This is a genomic window from Janthinobacterium sp. PSRC1-1 (assembly GCF_049897525.1).
Classification (GTDB): Bacteria; Pseudomonadota; Gammaproteobacteria; order Burkholderiales; family Burkholderiaceae_D; genus Janthinobacterium; species Janthinobacterium tructae.
This window is the reverse complement of the sequence record NZ_JAFCWK010000006.1, coordinates 234,783-257,138: the sequence shown is the minus strand read 5'-3', so window position 1 is coordinate 257,138 and position 22,356 is coordinate 234,783. Positions and strand designations below refer to the sequence as shown.

Sequence of the window (22,356 nt, the reverse complement as noted above, 5' to 3'; positions counted from 1 at the left end):
AGTGCCCTTGCGCCACCAAGAGTCGATTAAAATGAGTACTCTACAGCCAACGGCGTTGCCGCCAGTTCCCGCGCGACCATCACCATACTCATCGATGCCTATCCACCCGCCCCCCTCCCGCCACAGCGCTTCGAGTTTCCGCGTCTGCGCCTGGCTATGCGGCTGGCCGCTCCTGTTCGGCCTGCTGTTCGGTCTGCTGGCTCTGGCGGGCGCGGCGCAGGCGGCTCCCTTGTCCCTGAGCAATCAAGGCATCGCGCACCTGGGCAGCGGCGGGCAACTGTTTTTCGCCGGAAATGATACCGCGCCTGCCGATGCGGCCGCCCTGCCCGCCTGGCTGGCCCGCCAGCGCCCGGCCGAACGGGTCGACCTGTTCGGCGGCGCCTACTGGCTGCATGCGCAGGTGCGCAACGACAGCAGCGTCGCGGCCTGGGTCATCGACCCGAACGACACCCTGATCGACCTGGTCGACCTGCACGTGTATGGCCCCGGACCGCAGACGGCGCCGCAGACCTTGCTGACGGGCTACCAGCGTCCGCACGAGTATTTGCTGCACTACGGCAAGAACGTGCAGCTGGCGCCGGGCGCCACGTATGACATCCTGATCCGCTTTTCCAGCCCGTATTACGCGCGCGCCCCCCTGTTCGGCGTGCAGACGCAGCACGATTACCGCAAGCTGGTGGGCAAGGAAAACTTCCTCATCGTCGCCTCCATCGGCGCCCTGCTGGCGCTGGGCCTGTTCAATTTCTTCATCTTTTCCATCACCCTGGAAAAAGCCTCGGCGTATTACGCGCTGTACGTGCTGACGTATGGCCTGGCCTGGGCCATGACGTTCCACGTCTTTGCCGACCTGTTCGACTGGCACCAGCTGCAGCTCCATTACGTGCCGTTCTTCCTGCTGCCCGTCTTCAGCACGCTGTTCTACACGCATTTCCTGCGCCTGCGCGACTACTCGCCGCGGCTGTACCACCTCAGCAAAGTCAACCTGGTGCTGCCCCTGCTGCTGCTACCGAGCTGCTTCGTTACCCTGTCGTATGCGCACACCCTGGCCACCATCGTCATCAGCATCTGGATGCTGCTGGCGCTGATCTGCGGCATCGTTGTCTGGTGCCGCGGCTACCAGCCGGCGCGCTTCTTCGTGCTCGCCTTCGTCGCCCTGATGCTGCCCGGCTTCCTGATCCTGCCGGCCAACCTGGGCCTGATGCCGGCCATGGTGGCCAACGCCCAGCTGGTGACCCTGCTCGGCGGCACGCTCGACGGCTTGCTGCTGGCGTTTGCCCTGGCCGACCAGATCCGCCTGCTGCGCAACAACCTGGAGCAGCGCGTGCAGGAACGCACGCTGGCGCTGACCCTCAGCAACGACGCCCTGCTCAAGGCCAAGGAGCACGCGGAAGTGGTCAGCCGCCACCGCATCGATTTTCTGTCCGCCATGAGCCACGACATCCGCACGCCGCTGGCCGGCGTGATCGGCATGCTGAAATTCGCCCTGCGCGACCAGTCGGTCAAGGGCCGCACGCAGGAATACCTGCGCATCGGCCTGCACAATGGCGTCTCGCTGCTGACCATCCTCAATGACATCCTCGATTTTTCGAAGATCGACGCGGGCAAGCTGACCCTGGAAACGGTGGACTTCGACCTGCTGGCGCTGATCGGCGACGCGGCCGGCATCGTGCAGGGCCAGGCCGACGCCAAGAGCCTGCTGCTGCGCCGCGAACTGGCGCTGGACCTGCCGCGCTACGTGCGCGCCGATCCCACGCGATTGCGGCAAATTCTCATCAACCTGCTGGGCAACGCACTGAAATTCACGGCCAATGGCGAAGTGCTGCTGGAAGTGCGGCGCGCCCGCACGCCGCCGCGCCGCGATGGCCGCAGCGAGATCGACTTCATCATCAGCGACACGGGCACCGGCATCGACGCGGACACCTTGCCGCGCCTGTTCCAGAAATTCGAGCAGGCCGACCACTCCACTACGCGCCGCTACGGCGGCACGGGACTGGGCCTGGCCATCTGCAAGGAATTGGTCGAACTGATGCAGGGCAGCATCGGCGTGGAAAGCCGGGTCGGCATCGGCTCGCGCTTCCATTTCACCTTGCCGCTGCACGATGGCAGCGCGCCGGCGGCCGACGCGCGCCGGCCGGCACGCCAGGCGCGCCATGCCTGCCGCCTGCGCATCCTGTGCGCCGAAGACGTGCGCACCAACCAGATCATCATCGGCACCCTGCTCGAAAGCATGGGCCATGCCGTGACCATCGTGGAAAACGGCGAGCAGGCGCTGCGCGCGCTGGGCACGGGCGCCTACGACTGCGTGCTGATGGATGGCCGCATGCCGCTGATGGATGGCGAACAGGCGGCGCGCCTGATCCGCGACGGCGGCAACGCGCAATTCCCGATTCCCGACGCGCACATCCCCATCCTCGCGCTGACGGCCAACGCCAGCGAACATGACCGGCAACGCTACCTGGCCTGCGGCATGGACGACTTCCTCAGCAAGCCCGTCGACGAAGCGCTGCTGTTCCAGAAAATCGACGCCATCATCGACCTGCTGCTGGCGCGCGGCCATGCGCTGCCGCCGGCCGTGCCCACCGGGGACGACACGCTGGCGCGCCAGTTCGGCCTGGACGCCGCCGACGACGAGCCATCCGCGCCGGCCGATCCCATGACGGCGCCCGTGCACATCCTGCCGCTGGCAGGCCTGTCGCCGCAGCACTTGCAGCGCATCGCGCAAGCGTTCCTGACGGAAGCGCCGCGGCGCCTGGACCTGGCCTGCCACGCCGTGCGCGATGGCAACGCCAGCGCGGCCGCTGCCGCCTTCCACGCCTTGAAAGGCAGCGCCGGCTACCTGAGCCGCCCCACCCTGCACGGCCTGTGCCACCAGATGGAAACCCTGGCCTCGAATGGCCAGCTCGATACCGTGGAGCCATTGCTGCCACAGCTGCAGGCGGCGCTGGACGTGGCGCGGCGCGACCTGGAAGCTCAGCCGGGCGCTTGAGCGGAACAAGACACAACAAACTCAGGCGTCGCATGGCTAGAAATCCGTCTCGCCCTGGATCACGGCCGGATAGCCCGTCATCGCGCGCGAGGTCTGCATGCCCGCCATCACGGCCGCTTCCACGCAGCCCGCGTTGAGGCCCGTCCGGATCCAGTCGCCCGTCAGGAACAGGTTGCTGAAGCCCGACTGGTCGGTGGCCAGCCGGTACTGCGTGCTGCCCACCACCGACATCACGTAGCGCTCGGACGGGTCGACGTTGGCGCGCCAGTACTGGCTGTCGAAGCGCGCCGGCCCCGTGCCGGCTTTCGCGTCGACCAGCCATTGCCACGGAAACGCACCGGGCGCGCCCGCCTCGGGCCACAGTGCGCCGATCTCGCGTTCCAGCTGGTGCAGCGCGCCCGCTTTCGCCCTGGCCGCGCAGCGGGCGGGAAAGCCCGTGTCGGTGACGGGCGGGTAGCTGTCGACGGGGAAGGCGCTGCAAAAATACGACACGTTTTTCGGTTCCTGCCCCGCCGGCCAGTCTTCGTGCGCCAATAATTGATCCATCGGCGCCCACGTGTCGTACGGTTCCGTGAAGGCCGACAGCACCGGTTGCTGGCCTTTCGGCTGCGTGGTCCAGCCCATCTGCGCCAGGTTTTTGTTCAGCCACACCTGGTAAGCCTGCGTGGCCACCGTTTGCACCTTCTCGGCCGCCAGTTGCAGGGCCGGGCTTTGCGCCAGCAGTTGCGGGCACAGGGCGGGCAGCGAGCCGATGGAAATGCCGAACACCACCTTGTCGAAATCGACGCCCTTTTTCAAGACCGTGGCCGGCAGCTGGCGGCCGAACGCCTGCTGGTACTGCTGCGGCCAGCCGCTCCAGTACGATTCCAGGTTGACGTCCTGCGCTTGCAGCAGCGCCGCCTGGGCCGGCTCGATCTGCGCGTAATCGGGCGCGCTGGGCCAGCAAGCCAGGCCTTTCACGTCCACCAGCGGCGCGTAGCCTGCGGCCGGGTCCTTCAATTGCACCTGCTGCGTGATGCGGATGCTGTCGATGTCGCCCGCGCCCGGCACCAGCTCTTCCACGCGCTGGAAGAATTTGAATTCCACGCCGCGCTTGGCGAGCACTTGGTACAGCGGCGTGAAAATCGTGTCGCCCATGCCGGCCTGCATCTTGAACATGATGCCGCCCTTGTAGGCCAGGCCGATGCGCGCCATCGCCCGCAACAGCGTCCCCGCCTCGATGTTCGGCTTCCCGAAGTCGCCACCTTCGTAGGCGAACACCAGGTCATAGAAGCCGCGCACGGGCGCCGAGTTGACGCTGAACTGCTCGTCGCCGCCATGTTTTCTCAACCAGGCGCGGAAGTCGATATCGTTGATGACGTCGAAGCCGTGCTTGAACACGCCATCCTCGAACATGCCCTTCATGACCGTGATGCCCAGATCGAGGCAGGTGAACAGGCGGCGCAACGCATCGTCGCCATCGATCAGGGTGCGGTAGCGCAGGCGCAGCCAGGCGCGGATGCCGTTCAGGGTGCCTGCCAGCAGCTGGTGGCGGGCCTGGTCGTGGCGCGCGGAGTCCGGCGCCAGGTCGGCCACCAGCGCCGCCAGCGCGCCCACGGACAGACCCACGTCGAGGCCCAGTTCATCGGCCTGCCCCACCACCTCATCGGCCAGGCGGCGCAGCCAGCCCGGCCACACGCCTTCGCCTTCACCTGACTGCGCGCTGGCGCTGGCACTGGCACTGGCACGCTCTATGCGCGCATCGGCATCGGCCACTTGCCGGATCTGGCGCAGCCACTGCTCGATCCAGCCCACCATGGCGATGGCCATCTGCCACAGGGTGATGTCTTCGCCGCCCTCGCCCGGCTCGCCCGGCAAGGTGGGAAAGACGACCGACCAGTTGCGCCACTGGCCCTTGACGTCTTCCGACAGGGCCACGTAATCGTGCTGTTTGAAAGCGTCGCGCCAGGTGGCCAGCGGCGCGCCCGGCGGGCGTTCCAGGCTGGCATACGCTTCCTTGATCATCCTGAAGGCGTTGGCATAGAAACCGAACCAGATGTGCAGGCCGTGTTCCTCGATGCGCTGGCCCACGTGCGCATTGCGCCCGCTGGCGCCCTTGCCGCCCAGGCGCCAGCCCAGCTGGTAGACGGTGATCGCATGCTGGTTTTGCCAGCCCGGCTGGCTCGTCAAATAATATGCCGCCGTCATGGCCGCCACGCCGCCACCGAGGATGGCGATCTTTTCCGGCGCGATCTGCGAATTGTCGACCAGTTCCTCGCCCGGCATGGCCGTGAAGTCGAAGTTCACATGGAACGGCAATATCGCCGCCTGCGGTCCCAGCTGCAAGCCCAAAGTCTGCTCGAGCGGGAAGCTGTCGAACGCGTGCAAGGTGCATTCATACTCGTAGCCGAGCAGGCGCGCGCTGTGCAGGCGGTTGACTTCGGCCGGCGCGGCCACCAGGGCCTGGTACACGGCTTTCACGCCCGCGCTGTCGGGGAATTGCTTGAGGAAGATCTGGTCGATGCGGGGCTTGCGCAACAGCGACAGGATGTCGGCCCAACCGGCCTGGTCCATGTCGAAGAAATCGGGAATGGAGAGGAAAATCTGGAAGGCCTGCTCGATCAGTTCCAGGAAGCTGTTGACGGGTTTGTGCTGCCCCGTCTGCACGGTGGCGTTCACTTCCAGCAAGGGGTGCAGCGCCAGTTTCGTTTCCGGCGAAAAATGCTGGAAACCCTTGGCGGCGACGGCGCAGCGCAGCGGCTCGCTGCCGGCGGCGGGCATCTCGTAGTCGCACAGGTATTTCGGATAGCCGAACAGTTCGCGCCCGTTGATCAGGGCCATGGCGTCATCGACGAAGATATGGCACGGGTACCAATAGAGTTGCGCGAGCTTGCCCGCCGCATCCATCTGACCCACCATGATCCAGGTGACGATGTCGACTTCCGTGATCCAGCCCTTGGCCTGGTCGACGGGGTTGGCGGAATCCGCATGGTTGACGCGCGTAAACGTCAGCATCACGTACGGCGACAGCGCTTTCAGGGTCATGCGCTTGCCCGCCACCTGGTTCAAGGTGGTATTCACGGTGGCCTGCAGCCTGGCCAGGTCGCCCCTGACGAAATAGCCGTACATTTCCGACTGTTTCAATTGCAGCGGCGCGTGCATCATCACCGAACCGCCCTGATAGATATACGAAGGTCTTGCCGAAGGTATCGCCGTCATTGCCCTGCCCCCAATTTGAATTTCAGACAAACAAGATTTCCACAGTGTATTTGAGAAATATCAATGAATGATATGAAATAAATTAAAGGATTTGCCAAGATGCATAGGCTCAGCAGGAGGGCGAAAAGTAGCAGCGAAAGGCAAGTGGCGGCCATCCGGTGTAGGATGGACCATCCGTGCAAAGCAGGCGAGCTGACCCAGAAATGATTACTACCGACTACGTATCCACTTATTCCGGCAACCGTTTTTATCCCTTGCGCCCGCATATCGACAAGGTCGCCATCGAAGACATCGCCCACGGCCTCGCTTATCAGTGCCGCTTCAATGGACAGACGCAAGTGTTTTACTCGGTCGCCCAGCACAGCCTGATCGTCGCCGGGCTGGTGCCGCCCCATTTGCGCCTGGCCGCCCTGCTGCACGACGCGGCGGAAGCCTACCTGGGCGACATGGTGAAGCCCTTGAAAGTGCTGCTGCCGGAATTTGCCGTGCTGGAAGACAAGGTCAGCGCCATCATCGCCGCCACCTATGGCCTGGATTTTTCCGATTACGCGCCCATCAAGCGGGCCGACCTGATCGCGCTGGCCACGGAAAAGCGCGATCTGATGCCGCACTCGGCCGAGCGCTGGGCGTACCTTGACGGCATCGCCCCCTTGCCCGGTATAATCGACGCCATGGGTCCGGCCGAAGCCAAGCAGCGCTTCCTGCATGCCTTTGCCCAGTTGAGCGGGCTGGGGCTGGTAGCGTGAATGCTTCCACCCTGCCGCACGAACGGGCGTAAGCCCCGGTTTTTGCACGGCTTTTTCAGATATCCACAGCAACTGTGGATAAAGTTGTTGATAAGCCCCTCTTGACAAGCCGCAACACCAGTATCGATGCGGCTTTCAACAATTTGCTGATTTCACAGGCAATTTTTTACCCCAATGAAATCAATGACTTAGAATCATGATTTTGCGTCGAAGCAAAGTTGCTCGAACACCATGAAAATATATTTTTCTGAGCATACGCAATCTTGCTCCAGGCCGACTTGCCTGAACCGCATTGTTTTGACAAACCCCGCAGACTGGCATAGTGTGGAGTGAGTGAGCACGATCAACGGTGGATAAATGCATGAATATGGATAGCGACAGTGCCGCCAAGGGAGCGGATGAACCCGACTGGCTGGTTGAGGAACCACTCGGGCGGGCAGACGCGGCGGCAGAGTCCGCCAACGCGGCGCCATGGCGCGTGCTGATTGTCGATGACGATGTCGATGTGCACGTGGTGACCAAGTTCGCGCTCAGCCAGGCCAGTTTCCAGGGCCGCAGGCTGAGCTTTCTGCACGCGTATTCGGGCGCCGAGGCGCTCGCCTTGCTGCGCAGCACACAAGATATCGCCGTGGTGCTGCTCGATGTCATCATGGAAACCCAGGATGCCGGACTGCAAGTGGCGCGCCAGGTGCGCGAAGACTTGCACAACAGTGCCGTGCGCATCATCCTGCGCACGGGCCAGCCTGGCCAGGCACTGGAACACCGCATCATCATCGACTACGACATCAATGATTTCTGGTGCAAGACCGACCTGACCACGCGCAAGCTGTTTACCACCGTGATCGCCTCGCTGCGCACCTATGCCACCTTGCGCGAAGCGCAGCAACAAGTCGCCGACCTCGCCGCCGCCCTGGCCCACTGCGGCGACGCGCCAGCGGAACCGGCTGGCGGCAAACCCTGAGCAGCCGCAGCTACTTTCAGTCATAAAAACAAAAGCACTGGATAGGCATACAGGTTTGCCGCATGCCCCATTCCGGCCCATCTTGCTGGCCGATGGCATGCGCTGATCGGCCCCTATTGCCTAAGTAGCGGATTGTTAAGCGCTTTTTCAGATATCCACACGGACTGTGGATATCTTTGTGGATAAGCGCCTATTGACAGGCTTCAAAGCCACAGCCCGTGCGGCTTTCAATAAACTGCTCAATCAAACAGCAAAAATAAAACCCATTAAAATCAATTACTTAGAAATCCACTCATCATCTCAAGAAAATTATTTCGCCAATTTCGTTAACTCATCATTTGTGCATAACTGAGCCGTAATGATCAATCCGACAACACCGGACTGGCGCTGCCGGCAACATAGTTGCTGTGCGGCTATTCAATGCATAGTCTGGCGGCGCTGCTCCGGATGCAGCAGCACGCGCTCGATCAGTTCCGGGGCGACATTGTATGACTTCAGGTATTCCAGCGCACACAAGGTACTGAAGGCGGCCTGCACGGCAATGCCCAGATTGACGATGTCGCACATCTTTTGATCGACCCGGGCATGCGGCATGACGGTCTTGACGGGCATATGCAGCGTTTCGGTGGAATGTGGCATGATGAACAACTCCTGCGAAGGGGAACGGAGGGGGGGAGACGGCGTAGCGGTACGAACCACACCAGCGCTGACAGGAACAGTGGTCGTGTTGCCGATAAAGTATTGCCGATAAACTCTCGAAGTCAATGGCAGGGAAACATGAGCCACAGTTTTTTTCTTGCAGGCACAACTGGAGCCGAAAGCGATGGACAAGCGCAATCGGCCACGGCGATAATCAGCCATGCCCTCATCCCCCCCTGCCGCCCTCCCGCCCGACCTGCCCCGCCCGCAACCGGCCTCGCTGGCCGACCTGTTCTTCTCCTTCACCTGGCTGGCCTTGCAGGGGTTCGGCGGCGTGCTGGCCGTGATCCAGCGCGAAATGGTCGAACGCAAGCGCTGGCTGACGCAGGAGGAATTCCTGGAAGACTGGGCCGTGGCGCAAATCATGCCCGGACCGAATGTCGTCAACCTGTCGCTGATGGTGGGCGGGCGCTATTTCGGCTTGCCCGGCGCACTGGCGGCGCTGGCCGGCATGCTGGCCGTGCCCCTCGTTATCGTGCTGCTGCTCGGTGTGCTGTACACGCGCTGTGGCGACAACCCGCAGATGGCGGGCGCACTGCGCGGCATGGCCGCCGTGTCGGCCGGCATGATCGCCGCCACGGGCGTGAAACTGGCGACCGCGCTGGTGAAACATCCGCTGCCCCTGTGGCTGACCTTGTCCATCACCGCGCTGGGCGTGCTGATGGTGGCCGTGCTGCGCTGGCCTCTGCTGTACATCCTGCTGGGCCTGGGCGGCATCGGCTGCCTGCTGACGTATCGAAAGCTGTCCACATGAATCCGCCGCTGCAACTGGTGTTGAGCGCGGGCGACTGGCTGAACCTGTTCGGCCACTACCTGATGCTGTCGCTGATGTCGATCGGCGGCGCCATTTCCACTACCTCCGAAATGCACCGCTTCCTCGTCGAGCAGCATGGCTGGCTGACGCAGGCGCAATTCAACGAGTCCATCGCCATCGCCCAGGCCGCGCCCGGCCCCAACGTGCTGTTCGTCGCCCTGATGGGCTGGAACGTGGGCATGAATGCGGGCAGCTACACGGCCGCGTACCTGGGCGTGCTGGTGACCATGGTGGGCATCATGCTGCCCAGCACCACCCTCACCTACGTGGCGGCGCAGTGGGGCTACCGCAACCGCGACCTGCGTCCCGTGCGCGCCTTCAAGCAAGGCATGGCGCCCGTCGTCGTCGCCCTCCTGATTTCCACCGGCATGATTTTGGGCGGCGCCAACCATGACCTCCGCACGGACTGGCCCCTGTGGAGCCTGTCCATCGTGGCCGGCCTGATCATCTGGCGCACGAAGATCCATTTATTGTGGCTGCTGGCGGCTGGCGCCGTACTAGGCTGGTTCCAGCTGGTTTAGTACGCCTATCAAAACCTACTGCGCGTCGTAATTTGCGGCCTGCGATGCTCACTGTACATTCGTACAGTTGCGCTTCTCGACCACAACTTCCTTCCGCTCGCTACGGTTTTGTTAGGCGTTGTTAAGCCAGTTATTAAGCCTACACGGCCAGGTGGCGCTTGACCTCCTCGCCATCCATCTGTTCCGCCGTGCCGCTGGCCACCACGCTGCCGCGCGACAGCACGATGAAGTCGTCGGCCAGCTCGCGGGCGAAATCGAAATACTGTTCGCACAGCACGATGGCCATGTCGCCGCGTTGTTTCAACAAGGAAATGACCCTGCCGATATCCTTGATGACGGACGGCTGAATACCCTCCGTCGGCTCGTCGAAGATGATCAATTGCGGTTCGGCCAGCAGCGCGCGGGCGATGGCCAGCTGCTGCTGTTGCCCGCCAGACAAATCGCCGCCGCGTCGCTGCAGCATCTCTTTGAGCACCGGAAACAGTTCATACACGTGAGGATCGATGCGCGAGGCCAGTCTGCCGCGCTTCACCGCCATACCCATCAGCAAGTTTTCCTCGACCGTCAGGCGCGCAAAGATGTCGCGCCCCTGCGGCACGTAGGCGATGCCCAGCTGTGCCCGCGCATGCGGCGCCAGCCTGGTGATGTCGCGCCCCTGAAACACGACCTTGCCCTGCGCCACGGGCAGCACGCCCATCAGGCATTTCAACAAGGTCGTTTTGCCCACACCATTGCGGCCCAGCAAGGCCAGGCACTCGCCCTTGCGCGCCGATAGGTTGATGCCGCGCAAGGTATGCGAGGAGCCATAGTATTGATTTAACTGTTGCACTTCGAGCATGGTTACCTCCCCAGATAGACTTCGATGACCCGCTCGTCGGCTTGCACTTCGTCCATGCGACCCTGCGCCAGCACGGCACCTTCATGCAGCACGGTGACGATGCCTTGCTGGGCAATGTCCGTGACGAAACCCATGTCGTGCTCGACCACCATGATCGAATGTTTGCCGCGCAATTCATTGAGCAATTCCGCCGTGCGCGCCGTTTCCGCGTCCGACATGCCGGCCACCGGTTCGTCCAGCAGGATCAGCTGCGGCTCCTGCATCAGGAGCATGCCGATTTCCAGCCACTGCTTTTGCCCGTGCGACAGCAAGCCGGCCGGCCGCGCCTCATGGCCGTTGAGACGGATCAACCGCAAGATCGCTTCGATCCTGCCCGCCTGCTCCGAGCTCAAGCGGGCAAACAGGGTGGGCGCCACACGCTTGTCCATCTTCATGGCCAGCTCCAGGTTATCGAACACCGTGTGTTGCTCGAACACGGTGGGACGCTGGAACTTGCGGCCGATGCCCGCGTGGGCGATCTGCGCTTCCGTCATCGTGGCCAGATTCATGGTCTGGCCGAACCAGGCCGTGCCGGACGTGGGCCGCGTCTTGCCCGTGATCACATCCATCATCGTCGTCTTGCCCGCCCCGTTCGGGCCGATGATGCAGCGCAATTCGCCCACGGAAATATCGAGGCTCAGCTTGTTGATGGCCTTGAAGCCGTCAAACGACACGCTGATGTCTTCCAGGTACAAAATGGCGCCGTGCGTGGTGTCGACACCCTCGCCTTTCACGCGCGAATACGTGGGGCCAGCTTCGGCGCTGGCCATGCCGGGCAACATGCGGATGCTCATGCGGCCTCCTCTGCCACGACGGGCTTGCGTTTGAGCTTGCTCAACACGCCCAGCATGCCTTGCTGCATGAACAGGGTGACGCCGATGAACAGCAGGCCCAGCGCGAACAGCCACAGTTCCGGCAAGGCGGCCGTGAACCAGCTTTTCAAGCCGTTCACGGTGAAGGCGCCCAAAATCGGGCCAAGCAAGGTGCCGCGCCCGCCAACGGCCACCCACACGACCATTTCGATGGAATTGGCCGGCGACATCTCGGACGGGTTGATGATGCCCACCTGCGGCACGTACAGGGCGCCCGCGATGCCGCACAGCACGGCCGACAAGGTCCAGACGAACAGCTTGAACCATAGCGGGTTGTAGCCGAGGAACATCAAGCGCGCCTCGCTGTCGCGCACGCCCTGCAGCACCCGGCCCAGCTTCGAGCGCACGATGGCGCGCGCACCGACCAGCGCTGCCAGCAGGAAGGTGAGCGTCAGCAGGAACAGCACGGCCCGGGTGGCGGGCGCCGTGATGCTGTGGCCAAGAATGGTCTTGAAATCCGTGAAACCGTTGTTGCCGCCAAAGCCGGTGTCATTGCGGAAAAACAAGAGCATGAAGGCATACGTCATCGCTTGCGTGATGATGGAAAAATACACGCCCTTGATGCGCGAGCGAAAGGCAAAGTAACCGAAGACAAAAGCCAGCACGCCTGGCACCAGCACGACGAGGGCCATGCAATACCAGAAGTGTTCCGTGAAGGCCCAGTACCAGGGGTAAGTCTTCCAGTCGAGAAAGACCATGAAGTCGGGCAAGCTGCTGTGGTACTGACCCTGGTCGCCGATGGCGCGCATCAGATACATGCCGTGCGCATACGCGCCCAGCGCAAAGAACACGCCATGGCCCAGCGACAGGATGCCCGTGTAACCCCAGACGAGGTCCAGCGCCAGCGCGGCCAGCGCATAGCACATGAACTTGCCCACCAGCGCCACCGCGTAGGCGGACACATGCAAGGCATGCCCTTCGGCAAACGCCAGGTTAAAAATCGGCAACAGCGCCGCCAGCACCGTGCATGCGGCAATCGCCAGCCAGACGGGCCGCGTGAACAGGCCCTGCTTTATCGGATAGGAGGTAGTCATTCGACGCTGCGTCCCTTCATGGCAAACAGGCCCTGCGGCCGGCGCTGGATGAAAATGATGATGAACACGAGAATGGCGATCTTCGCCAGCACGGCGCCGGCCACCGGTTCGAGGAATTTGTTGACTTCGCCCAGGCCCAGCGCGGCGATCACGGTGCCGGCCAGCTGGCCCACGCCGCCCAGCACCACCACCATGAAGGAGTCGACGATGTAGCTTTGGCCCAGGTCCGGCCCCACATTGCCCAGCTGCGACAGGGCCACGCCGCCCAGACCCGCGATGCCGGAACCGAGGCCGAAGGTCAGCATGTCGACCTTGCCCGTGGCCACGCCCACGCAATCGGCCATGCGGCGGTTTTGCGTGACGGCCCGCACGAACAGGCCCAACCGTGTCTTGTTGAGGATCAGCCACACGGCCACCACGACGATGACGGCGAAGACGATGATGGCCAGCCGGTTGTACGGCAACACGAGGCCGCCCAGCACGGTCACGCCGCCCGACATCCAGGCCGGGTTGGCCACCTCCACGTTTTGCGCGCCGAAGATGGTGCGGACAAGCTGCATCAGAATCAGGCTGATGCCCCAGGTGGCCAGCAGGGTTTCCAGCGGCCGGCCATACAGCCAGCGGATCACCGTGCGCTCAAGCGCCACGCCCACCAGGCCGGCAACAACAAAGGCGGCCGGCAAGGCGGCCAGCAAATACCAGTCCTGCATGGCCGGCAAGTAGCTGCGGAAAAACAGCTGGCACAGATACGTCGTGTAAGCGCCGATCATCAGCAATTCGCCATGTGCCATGTTGATGATGCCCATCAAGCCGAAGGTGATGGCCAGGCCCAGTGCCGCCAGCAGCAGTACGCTGCCCAGGGAAATGCCGTAGAACACATTGCCGGCGAACTCCATGCGTGACACCCGTCCCTTGATCTGGCGCATGGTCTCGATGGCGGCCAGCTGCACAGACTCGTCGGGCTCGCCATCCTTTTCCAGCATGGCTTGCAGCACGGGCAGCAGGCGCGCATCGCTGCTGCCGGCCAGCGCCTGCACGGCGGCCTTGCGCGTGGAGGCGTCGGGCGCATGCAGGTTGGCGCTGGCGATCAGCACCTGCAATAGCTGTTTAATGTCAGCATCGTTTTCCCGTGCCAGCGCCGTGCGGATCAGGGGCAGCTGCGCGGGATCGACGGCCTTTTGCAAGGCTTGCGCGGCCGCCAACCGGGCGCTGCGCTCCGGCGCCAGCAACTGCAAGCCCGACAAGGCGCCCGCCACGGCCGCGCGCAAGCGGTTGTTGACCATCACGCCATCGATGCCGTCGGGCAGCGGCACATTCTGGCCGCTTGCCGGGTCGTACGCCTGCTCGCCGTCGACGACATACACCTTGCCATCGGGCGCGGCATACAAGGCGTCGTCCTGCAAGGCTTGCAGCACACGGGCGGCCTCGGGCGTGGCCATGGCGGCAATCTGCGCGACGGCCGCAACGCGGGCATCGGGGTCGTCGCCGGACAGCGGTTTCAGCAGCTCGGGAGGGATGGCGGCCTGCGCCAACGATACTAAAAACAGGCAGGCAAGGACCAGCAGTTTGGGGAGGATCTGCATGCGCATGGATTCCATGTAGTAAAGCCGAGGTCTTGATAAGTATCCTTCCCCCAAAGACAAGGACAGGGGTCAGACCCGCCGGGGGAATGCGCCCCAATGGGGCCGCATTCCGATCGCGAGGCTACTGACCCCAGCTCTTTGCCTGGGGTTGCGATGACGATTCGACGCGCAAGCTCCTACAACTTCTGCTTGCCCTCATTACCCTTGATAAACGGGCTCCACGGCTGGGCGCGTATCGGCTCCTTGGTTTTCCACACGACATTGAATTGCCCATCGGCCTTGATCTCGCCGATCATCACAGGCTTGTGCAGATGGTGATTCGTCGCATCCATGGTCAGCGTGAAGCCCGATGGCGCCTTGACGCTTTGGCCGGCCATGGCGGCGATCACCTTGTCCGTATCCGTCGACTTGGCTTTTTCCACGGCTTGCGCCCACATGTGGATGCCCACATAGGTCGCTTCCATCGGGTCGTTCGTCACGACCGAACCCGCGTTCGGCAACTTTTGCGCCACCGCATACGCCTTCCACTGCTTGATGAAGGCTGTATTCACGGGGTTCTTGACGGATTCAAAGTAATTCCACGCCGCCAGGTGCCCGAGCAGCGGCTTGGTATCGATGCCGCGCAGCTCTTCCTCGCCCACGGAAAACGCGACGACGGGCACGTCCGTGGCTTTCAAGCCCGCATTGCCCAGCTCCTTGTAGAACGGCACGTTCGAATCGCCATTGATGGTGGAAATGACGGCCGTCTTGCCGCCCGTGGAAAACTTCTTGATGTTGGCGACGATGGTTTGATAGTCGGCATGGCCGAACGGCGTGTAGACCTCGCTGATATCGCTATCCTTGACCCCTTTGCTTTTCAGGAAGGCGCGCAAGATCTTGTTGGTGGTGCGCGGATACACATAGTCCGTGCCCAGCAGCACGAAGCGTTTGGCGCCGCCGCCATCCTTGCTCATCAGGTATTCCACAGCCGGGATCGCCTGCTGGTTCGGCGCGGCGCCCGTATAAAACACATTCTTTTCCAGCTCCTCGCCTTCGTATTGCACCGGGTAAAACAGCAGGCTGTTGAGTTCCTTGAAGACGGGTAAAACCGACTTGCGCGACACGGACGTCCAGCAGCCAAACACGACAGCGACTTTATCCTGCGCCACCAGCTGGCGCGCTTTTTCCGCGAACAAGGGCCAGTTCGACGCGGGGTCGACGACGACGGCTTCCAGCTTCTTGCCCAACACACCGCCCTTGGCATTGATCTCGGCGATCGTCATCAGCGCCACATCCTTGAGCGACGTTTCGGAAATGGCCATGGTGCCCGACAGGGAGTGCAAGATGCCCACCTTGATGGTGTCGGCGGCCAGGGCGGCCTGCATGGTGGTGGACGTGACCAGGGCGAATGCGGCGGCGGCCGCTTTCAGGATGATGCGTCGTGACATGGAGACTCCTGTGATGTATTCGTGGGGGGGACGGACTGGGCATACGATGTTGTTAAAGCAGAATGCATGCCAGCGCCGGCAGGCATCCGCCATGGTGCACGCGGCCAGCATCGCACGAAAAAAAACCTGGCTGCACAAGGACTGTGCAGCCAGGTTTCAAATTGCCGTAAAACGGTGCGCGGCAGGCGTTACATCTTGCGCGGCGTGCCACGCAGGCGGCGCCAGCCCTTGCGTCCCAGCGGGAACAGCAGCACGAACGCGACCAGCCACGGCAGGATATACGCCATGGCCGTGATGGCGTTGGCCACGCCTTCCGACAGGTTTTCCGTGAAATTGCCCAGCGCCCGCTTGACGGGACGCCAGAACGATTGCTTGCCTTCGGCGCTGATGGCCACATTCAGCAAGTCCGTGTCGATGCGCTGCATCAACAGCGCATTGGCCGCCGTCGCCTGCTCCAGTTCCACCTGCACGGTGGCCAGTTCCTTGCTCACCTTGATCAGCGCGTCGACGTTCGTGCCCGAGCGTTTTTCCAGGTCCTGCAACTGCGCCTGGTATTGCTTGAGCATCTCCAGGCGTTTCTTGCTGTCGAGCACGGGACGCCCCAGGTCTTCCACCTTGGTGCCCTGGCTCGTGACGTCGCCGCCGGCCGCGACCAGCGCCACGAGCTTCTTGATGCCAGCCGGCTTGGCGCGCATGCTGATGCGCGCGTGCACGTAACGTCCGCTGTCGACGCTGGAATCGCGCAGCAAGCAGCCGTTTTCCGTGTCGGCCTTGCAGGCGGCGACCACTTGTTCATACAGGGGGCGCACTTGCGCCTCGTGCGTATCGACGCTGACATTGTGTTCATAGGCAAGAAACTCGCTGCCTTTTTCCTTGCCATCGAGACGCGCGGCGCTGGATTGCCCGCCGCTCTCGCCCTTGCCACCGCAACCGGCCAGCACGATCATGCCGGCCACTGCCAGCAGCCGCATGCCTGTGTATAAACGGGTGTTCATGGATTCCTCTTGTTATCTTGTTATCTTGTTATCTTGTTAGTTAAGCGTGAAGCGTGGCCTTGCGCATGCCAAGTTTATTGCCACATAAAAGTCATGAGGAAAAAACAAGGGGCGATTTTAGTCGAAAGACAGGCCTATCCGCTGTTCTTCTGCGCCAGCGCAATAAAAATGCGGCCTGTTCCCCGCAGTGAGCGGCCGCTGCGGCTTTGGCGGCGGCCCGGTAGCTGGTATCATGCGGGCAAACGCAGCCGGCCCTGTCGGCCTGGCACATGCACTACCCTGCGAAGCGGCCCCCGCCGCCGACGCCACCCTACAGATCAGAGAAACGAGTTCCTATGAGCACACCATCGTCCCACCCATCGTTCTGGCGCCGCGTCCCGCTGGCTTTCGGCGCCTTCTTCAGCACCCTGTCGGACGCCGCCTATGCGGCCCGCGTGGAAAAACTGTCCTTGCCCGAGGCGGCGCCCGTCGCTCCCGTGGCGCCTGCTCCTGCGCCAGCCCCCGTGCCGACGCCGGCCGCCGCGCCCGTCATATTAAAAGAAGCCACGCCGGACGCCGCCCTGCAACTGCTGGCGCTGCTGCAACGCGAAGCACGCCTGATCGACTTCACCCAGGAAAACCTGGGCAGCCATGCCGATGCCGACATCGGCGCGGCCGCCCGCGTGGTGCACGAAGGCTGCGCCAAGGTCATGCGCGAATACTTCACCATCGAGGCTGTGCGCCAGGAAGCCGAGGGCAGCCGCATCGTGCTGCAGGAAGGTTTTGATTCCGCGCAAGTTCGCCTGACGGGCAACGTGGTCGGCTCGGCGCCATTCACGGGCACCCTGAGCCACCGTGGCTGGCGCGCCGCCAGCGTGCGCCTGCCGAAACTGAGCGGACAGCACGACGCCGCCATCCTGGCCCCGGCCGAGGTGGAACTGTGAGCGATATCGTCAACCCGACCCCGCGCTACGCCATCGGCATCGACCTGGGCACCACCCACAGCGCCTTGTCCTATGTGAACCTGGTCGAGAGCGATGGCGAAAAGTCCAGCCACGGCGTGCTGAAAGTGCCGCAGCTGTCGGCACCGGGCACGGTCGAAGACCTTGCACTGCTGCCCTCGTTCGTCTACCTGCCGCACGCCGATGAAGTGGCGGCGGGCGACCTGGCCCTGCCCTGGGTCACCGAGGAAGCCGAAGCGCCGTTCGTCGTGGGCGAGATGGCCCGCAGCCGCGGCGCCACCACGCCGATCCGTCTGGTCTCGAGCGCGAAAAGCTGGCTGTGCCACCCTGGCGTCGATCGCCGCGCGGCGATTTTACCCAACGATGCGCCGCTTGAGGTGGCGCGCATTTCGCCGATCACGGCCGCCACGCGCTACCTGACGCACTTGCGCCAGGCCTGGGATCACGCCCACCCGCAAGCGCCGTTCGCGCAGCAGGAAATCACGGTGACGATACCCGCCTCGTTCGATCCGGCCGCGCGCGAGCTGACGATGGAAGCGGCGCAGGCGGCCGGCTACACTTCGCTGACCTTGCTGGAAGAGCCGCAAGCGGCCCTGTACAGCTGGATCCAGACCAGCGAAGGCCGCTGGCGCAAGGAAGTCAAGCCGGGCGACATCATTTTAGTGGTCGACGTGGGCGGCGGCACCAGCGACTTTTCGCTGATCGCCGTGCTCGAACGCGACGGCGTGCTGGAACCGCACCGCGTGGCCGTCGGTGAACACATCCTGCTCGGCGGCGACAATATGGACCTGGCGCTGGCCCACCTGGTGGCACGCAAGCTGGCCGCCAACGGCACCCAGCTGGACGCCTGGCAAATGCGCGCACTCACTTACGGCTGCCGCAGCGCCAAGGAAAGCCTGCTGGCCGACAGCGGCCTCGATGTGGCACCGATCGTCGTGCCGAGCCGCGGCTCGAAACTGATCGGCGGCTCCATCCGCACGGAACTGACGCGCGCCGAAGTGTCCACCTTCATTCTCGACGGCTTCTTCCCGCAAGTGGAAGCATCGAGCCGCCCCGCCGTGCGCACGCGCGCCGGCCTGACGCAACTGGGCTTGCCGTATGCGCAGGACGCGGCCATCACGCGCCATCTGGCCGCGTTTTTGGGCCGGCAAGTGGCGGCCACCAGCGAACTGGAAGGCTTCGCGGGCCGCCAGTCACAAGACGCCAGTTTCTTGCACCCGACGGCCGTGCTGTTCAACGGCGGCGTCTTCAAGTCGGACTTGCTGGTGCAGCGCATCATGGCCACCGTCAATGACTGGCTGTACCTGGAAGGCGCGGAACCGGCGCGCATGCTGGCCGGGGCCGACCTGGACCTGGCCGTGGCGCGCGGCGCCGCCTACTACAGCTACGTGCGGCGCGGCCATGGCGTGCGCATTCGCGGCGGCACGGCCAGCGCCTTCTACGTCGCCATCGAATCGGCCATGCCGGCCATCCCCGGCATGGAACCGCCTATCCAGGCCCTGTGCGTGGCGCCGTTCGGCATGGAAGAAGGCAGCGAACTGGAACTGCCAGGCCAGCAATTCGGCCTGGTTGTCGGTGAACCCGTGCACTTCCGCTTCTTCGCCTCGTCCACGCGCCGCAATGACCAGATCGGCGACTTGCTCGACTTCTGGGGTCCCGATGAATTGCAGGAGCTGAGCGAAATCCAGGCGACGCTGTCCGCCGAAGGCCGCTCGGCCGGCGACGTGGTGCAAGTCAAACTGCACGCCAGAGTCACGGAAGCGGGCACGCTGGAACTGCTGGCCGTTTCCCCTGACGGCGCCGAGCGCTGGAAGGTGGAATTCGACGTGCGCGGCACGCCGCAGCCATAAGCATGCGCAGCGCTGCGGGCAAGCCGGCCTTCCTGGTCGGCATCGACCTGGGCACCACCAACACGGTGGTCGCCTATGCCAATGCGGCCGATGCGCAGGCGTCAATCCAGCTGTTCGCCATCGAGCAGCTGCTCGCTCCCGGCGAAGTGGGCGCATGCCCCCTGCTGCCTTCCGTGCGTTACCACCCTGCCCCCGGCGAGCTGGCGGCGGGCGACTTGACGCTGCCGTGGCCACAGGACGATGTCACCAGCGCGCAACACCCCGTGCTGGGCGCCCTGGCGCGCCAGCTCGGCGCGCAAGTACCGGGCCGCCTCGTTTCCAGCGCGAAGAGCTGGCTGTCGCATGCGAACGTGGACCGCCAGGCGCCGATTTTGCCGTGGGGCGCCGATGCCGACGTGGCCAAGGTATCGCCCGTGGCGGCCAGCGCCAGCTATCTCGCGTATGTGCGCGCAGCCTGGAATCACCGCTTCCCGCAGGCTCTCCTCGAAAACCAGGAACTGGTGCTGACCATCCCCGCCTCGTTCGACGAGGGTGCGCGCGCACTCACACTGGAGGCGGCGCGCCTGGCGGGTCTGCCCACCTTGCGTCTGGTGGAAGAACCGCAGGCGGCCTTTTATGATTATCTGCAGCGCCGGCGCGCCACCCTGCGCGACGACCTGGCCAACACGCGCCGCATTTTAGTGTGCGACGTGGGCGGCGGCACCACCGATTTCAGCCTGATCGACGTGGCCTTCGACGACGATGGCGAACCACAGCTCACGCGCAGCAGCGTGGGCAACCATTTGATACTCGGCGGCGACAATATGGACCTGGCGCTGGCCCACCTGGTGGAAACGCGCATGGCGGCAGGCGTCGAAGGTGGCATGAAGCTGTCCGCCGCGCGATTGTCGCAGCTGATGGAGCGCTGCCGCGCCGCCAAGGAATTGCTGCTGTCGAACGACGCGCCCGAGAGCGCCACCGTGACGTTATTGGGCGCGGGATCGCGCCTGATCGGCGCCAGCCGTTCCGCCGACGTCACGCGCGAGGAAGTGGCGGCCCTGGTGGTCGATGGCTTCTTCCCGAAGGTGGAACTGAGCGAGACGGCGAAAAAAAGCCGCGCCGGCATCGTCGAATTCGGCCTGCCGTATGCGCAGGACGCGGCCATCACCCGCCACCTGGCCAGCTTTTTGCACCAGCAACAGGGCGCGCTGCCCGACACCCTGCTGCTGAACGGCGGCGTGTTCCGCGCCGACGCATTGGCGCGCCGCCTGGCCGCCACCCTGGAACACTGGAGGGGTCAGCCCCTGACCATCCTGCACAACGATAATCCCGACGTGGCCGTGGCGCGTGGCGCCGTCGCCTACGCGCTGGCCCGGCGTGGCCAGGCGCCGCGCATCGGCGGCGGCTCGCCGCGCAGCTATTTTCTCGTGCTGGGCGAAGCGGGCAAAGACAACCGCGCCGTCTGTATCCTGCCCCGTGGCAGCGCCAGCGGCGAAGAAATCCGCCTGACGGAGCGCCTGTTCGCGCTGCGCCTGGGCCGGCCCGTGCGCTTTCACCTGGCCACTTCCCTCTTTGAGGCGGGCACGCCGCCCAAGCTGGGCGAGCTCGTCGACCTCGATGCCGGCGAATACCTGCGCCTGCCGCCGCTGGCCAGCGTGCTGCATGATAAACAGGATGCCAGCGACAAGCGCGACATCACCGTGCAGCTGGCCACCGTCATGACGGAAGTGGGCACGCTGGAAGTGCACTGCGTGGCCGAAGCCGATGCCGGCCAGCGCTGGCTGCTGGAATTCCAGCTACGGGGCGATGAGGAAAACCACGCCGTAACGTCCACTGCCTCGCCGCGCGTGAAGGAAGCCATCGAAAAAATCGAGCGCATCTTCGGCGGCAAGGCGCAAAAGGTCGACGCCAAAGAAGTGCGCCAGCTGCGCCAGCACCTGGAACGGGGGCTGGGCGGACGCGAAAGCTGGGACACGCCGCTGCTGCGCCAGCTGTTCGACGCCTTGCTACAACGCGCGCGTGGCCGGCGCCGCTCCGCCGAGCACGAACGTGTCTGGCTGAACCTGGCAGGCTACTGTTTGCGTCCCGGCTATGGCGACGCGCTCGACCCGTGGCGCATCGAACAGCTGTGGGCCCTGTTCGACACGGGCATCCAGCATCACAAGGACAACCAGGTCTGCGCCGAATGGTGGACCCTGTGGCGCCGGGTCGCCGGCGGCTTGAGCACGCAGCAGCAATTGCGGCTGCTCGACGACTTCGCCTTCAACCTGCAAGCCGATGCGGCCCAGCGCGGCAGCCGCCCCGTGACCCTGGTGAACGGCAGCGACGACGACATGCTGCGCCTGGGCGCCTCGCTCGAGCGCATCCCCGGCGCCTACAAGGCCGAAGTGGGCGCCTGGCTGATCAAGCGTCTGCAGAAGGCTGATAGCGAAGCGGCGGATACGAATACCCTGTGGGCGCTGGCCAGGGTCGGCGCGCGCCAGCCCTTCCACGGCAGCGCGCACGAAGTGGTCGACAGCGCCACCGTGGCCGAATGGCTCACCATGCTGCTGGCGCTGGACTGGAAAAAGGTGGAGCCGGCAGCGTTTGCCGCCACCCACCTGGCGCGCATGACGGGCGACCGCTCGCGCGACATCGCCGACGAGCTGCGATCCACCATCCTGGCCCGCCTGAAAGCCGTGGGCGCCCCGCCCCTGTGGCAGGCGATGGTCAGCGAAGTGACGCAACTGGACGAAACGAACACGAAACGCATGCTGGGCGAGGCGCTGCCGCCGGGCTTGAAACTGATCGGCTGAAACCATGGGTCACGTAGGTCGGATTAGCGTAGCGTAATCCGACAGGCATCGCCAACAATGTTGTCGGATGACGGCCTG

16 protein-coding genes are annotated in these 22,356 nt (G+C 64.0%); 8 read left to right on the top strand and 8 right to left on the bottom strand.

Annotated features, from left to right (window positions below; all coding sequences use genetic code 11):
* The first annotated feature begins 94 nt into the window (after positions 1-94).
* Positions 95-2,986 carry an ATP-binding protein gene (locus ACP7DW_RS15525; protein ID WP_426055335.1) on the top strand — a complete coding sequence of 964 codons (2,892 nt, stop codon included), beginning with the start codon at positions 95-97 and terminating at the stop codon, positions 2,984-2,986.
* Positions 2,987-3,022: 36 nt separating this feature from the next.
* On the opposite strand, the gene ACP7DW_RS15520 is transcribed toward ACP7DW_RS15525, so the two are convergent.
* Positions 3,023-6,184, bottom strand: coding sequence for an NAD(P)-binding protein (locus ACP7DW_RS15520; RefSeq protein WP_426055336.1), 3,162 nt, complete (start codon positions 6,182-6,184; stop codon positions 3,023-3,025).
* Positions 6,185-6,387: 203 nt separating this feature from the next.
* On the opposite strand from ACP7DW_RS15520, the gene ACP7DW_RS15515 reads away from it, so the two are divergent.
* Both ACP7DW_RS15515 and ACP7DW_RS15510 read left to right on the top strand, forming a co-directional pair.
* Positions 6,388-6,930: a phosphohydrolase gene (locus ACP7DW_RS15515; protein ID WP_426055337.1), complete on the top strand. Its 543-nt coding sequence runs from the start codon at positions 6,388-6,390 to the stop codon at positions 6,928-6,930.
* 361 nt (positions 6,931-7,291) lie between these two features.
* Positions 7,292-7,891 carry a response regulator gene (locus ACP7DW_RS15510; RefSeq protein WP_426055338.1) on the top strand — a complete coding sequence of 200 codons (600 nt, stop codon included), beginning with the start codon at positions 7,292-7,294 and terminating at the stop codon, positions 7,889-7,891.
* A 417-nt stretch (positions 7,892-8,308) separates the two neighbouring features.
* Here the strand turns inward: ACP7DW_RS15510 and ACP7DW_RS15505 are convergent, their stop codons facing one another.
* Positions 8,309-8,530 carry a hypothetical protein gene (locus ACP7DW_RS15505; RefSeq protein WP_298413586.1) on the bottom strand — a complete coding sequence of 74 codons (222 nt, stop codon included), beginning with the start codon at positions 8,528-8,530 and terminating at the stop codon, positions 8,309-8,311.
* Positions 8,531-8,750: 220 nt separating this feature from the next.
* Between ACP7DW_RS15505 and ACP7DW_RS15500 the strand changes: the two genes are divergently transcribed.
* Complete coding sequence (locus ACP7DW_RS15500; RefSeq protein ID WP_426055339.1) at positions 8,751-9,344, top strand: chromate transporter; 594 nt, start codon at positions 8,751-8,753, stop codon at positions 9,342-9,344.
* Positions 9,341-9,925: a chromate transporter gene (locus ACP7DW_RS15495; protein ID WP_426055340.1), complete on the top strand. Its 585-nt coding sequence runs from the start codon at positions 9,341-9,343 to the stop codon at positions 9,923-9,925. Before ACP7DW_RS15500 ends, ACP7DW_RS15495 begins: the two co-directional genes overlap by 4 nt.
* A gap of 139 nt (positions 9,926-10,064) precedes the next feature.
* Here ACP7DW_RS15495 and urtE read toward each other — a convergent pair whose 3' ends face one another.
* The 6 genes from urtE to ACP7DW_RS15465 all read right to left on the bottom strand — a co-directional run bounded on the left by urtE (position 10,065) and on the right by ACP7DW_RS15465 (position 16,713).
* The gene (gene urtE, locus ACP7DW_RS15490; RefSeq protein WP_426055341.1) at positions 10,065-10,763 is read right to left on the bottom strand and encodes an urea ABC transporter ATP-binding subunit UrtE; all 699 of its coding nucleotides are present in this window, start codon (positions 10,761-10,763) and stop codon (positions 10,065-10,067) included.
* Positions 10,764-10,765: 2 nt separating this feature from the next.
* Positions 10,766-11,596: an urea ABC transporter ATP-binding protein UrtD gene (gene urtD, locus ACP7DW_RS15485; RefSeq protein WP_071076532.1), complete on the bottom strand. Its 831-nt coding sequence runs from the start codon at positions 11,594-11,596 to the stop codon at positions 10,766-10,768.
* Positions 11,593-12,708 (bottom strand): urea ABC transporter permease subunit UrtC, encoded by a 1,116-nt coding sequence (gene urtC / locus ACP7DW_RS15480; RefSeq protein ID WP_426055342.1) that lies wholly within the window; start codon positions 12,706-12,708, stop codon positions 11,593-11,595. Before urtC ends, urtD begins: the two co-directional genes overlap by 4 nt.
* The gene (urtB, locus tag ACP7DW_RS15475; protein WP_426055343.1) at positions 12,705-14,291 is read right to left on the bottom strand and encodes an urea ABC transporter permease subunit UrtB; all 1,587 of its coding nucleotides are present in this window, start codon (positions 14,289-14,291) and stop codon (positions 12,705-12,707) included. The genes urtC and urtB overlap by 4 nt, the downstream gene beginning before the upstream one ends.
* 176 nt (positions 14,292-14,467) lie before the next feature.
* Complete coding sequence (gene urtA / locus ACP7DW_RS15470; RefSeq protein WP_426055344.1) at positions 14,468-15,718, bottom strand: urea ABC transporter substrate-binding protein; 1,251 nt, start codon at positions 15,716-15,718, stop codon at positions 14,468-14,470.
* 188 nt (positions 15,719-15,906) lie between these two features.
* Positions 15,907-16,713: a DUF4349 domain-containing protein gene (locus ACP7DW_RS15465; RefSeq protein WP_426055345.1), complete on the bottom strand. Its 807-nt coding sequence runs from the start codon at positions 16,711-16,713 to the stop codon at positions 15,907-15,909.
* 335 nt (positions 16,714-17,048) lie between these two features.
* Between ACP7DW_RS15465 and ACP7DW_RS15460 the strand changes: the two genes are divergently transcribed.
* From ACP7DW_RS15460 to ACP7DW_RS15450, 3 genes are read left to right on the top strand one after another with little or no spacing between them, the layout of a single operon-like run.
* The gene (locus ACP7DW_RS15460) at positions 17,049-17,636 is read left to right on the top strand and encodes a DUF2760 domain-containing protein (protein ID WP_298413617.1); all 588 of its coding nucleotides are present in this window, start codon (positions 17,049-17,051) and stop codon (positions 17,634-17,636) included.
* A complete protein-coding gene (locus tag ACP7DW_RS15455) occupies positions 17,633-19,504 on the top strand; it encodes an Hsp70 family protein (RefSeq protein ID WP_426055346.1) in 1,872 nt (623 codons plus the stop codon). Before ACP7DW_RS15460 ends, ACP7DW_RS15455 begins: the two co-directional genes overlap by 4 nt.
* Positions 19,505-19,506: 2 nt before the next feature.
* Positions 19,507-22,278 carry an Hsp70 family protein gene (locus ACP7DW_RS15450; RefSeq protein WP_426055347.1) on the top strand — a complete coding sequence of 924 codons (2,772 nt, stop codon included), beginning with the start codon at positions 19,507-19,509 and terminating at the stop codon, positions 22,276-22,278.
* Positions 22,279-22,356 lie beyond the last annotated feature (78 nt).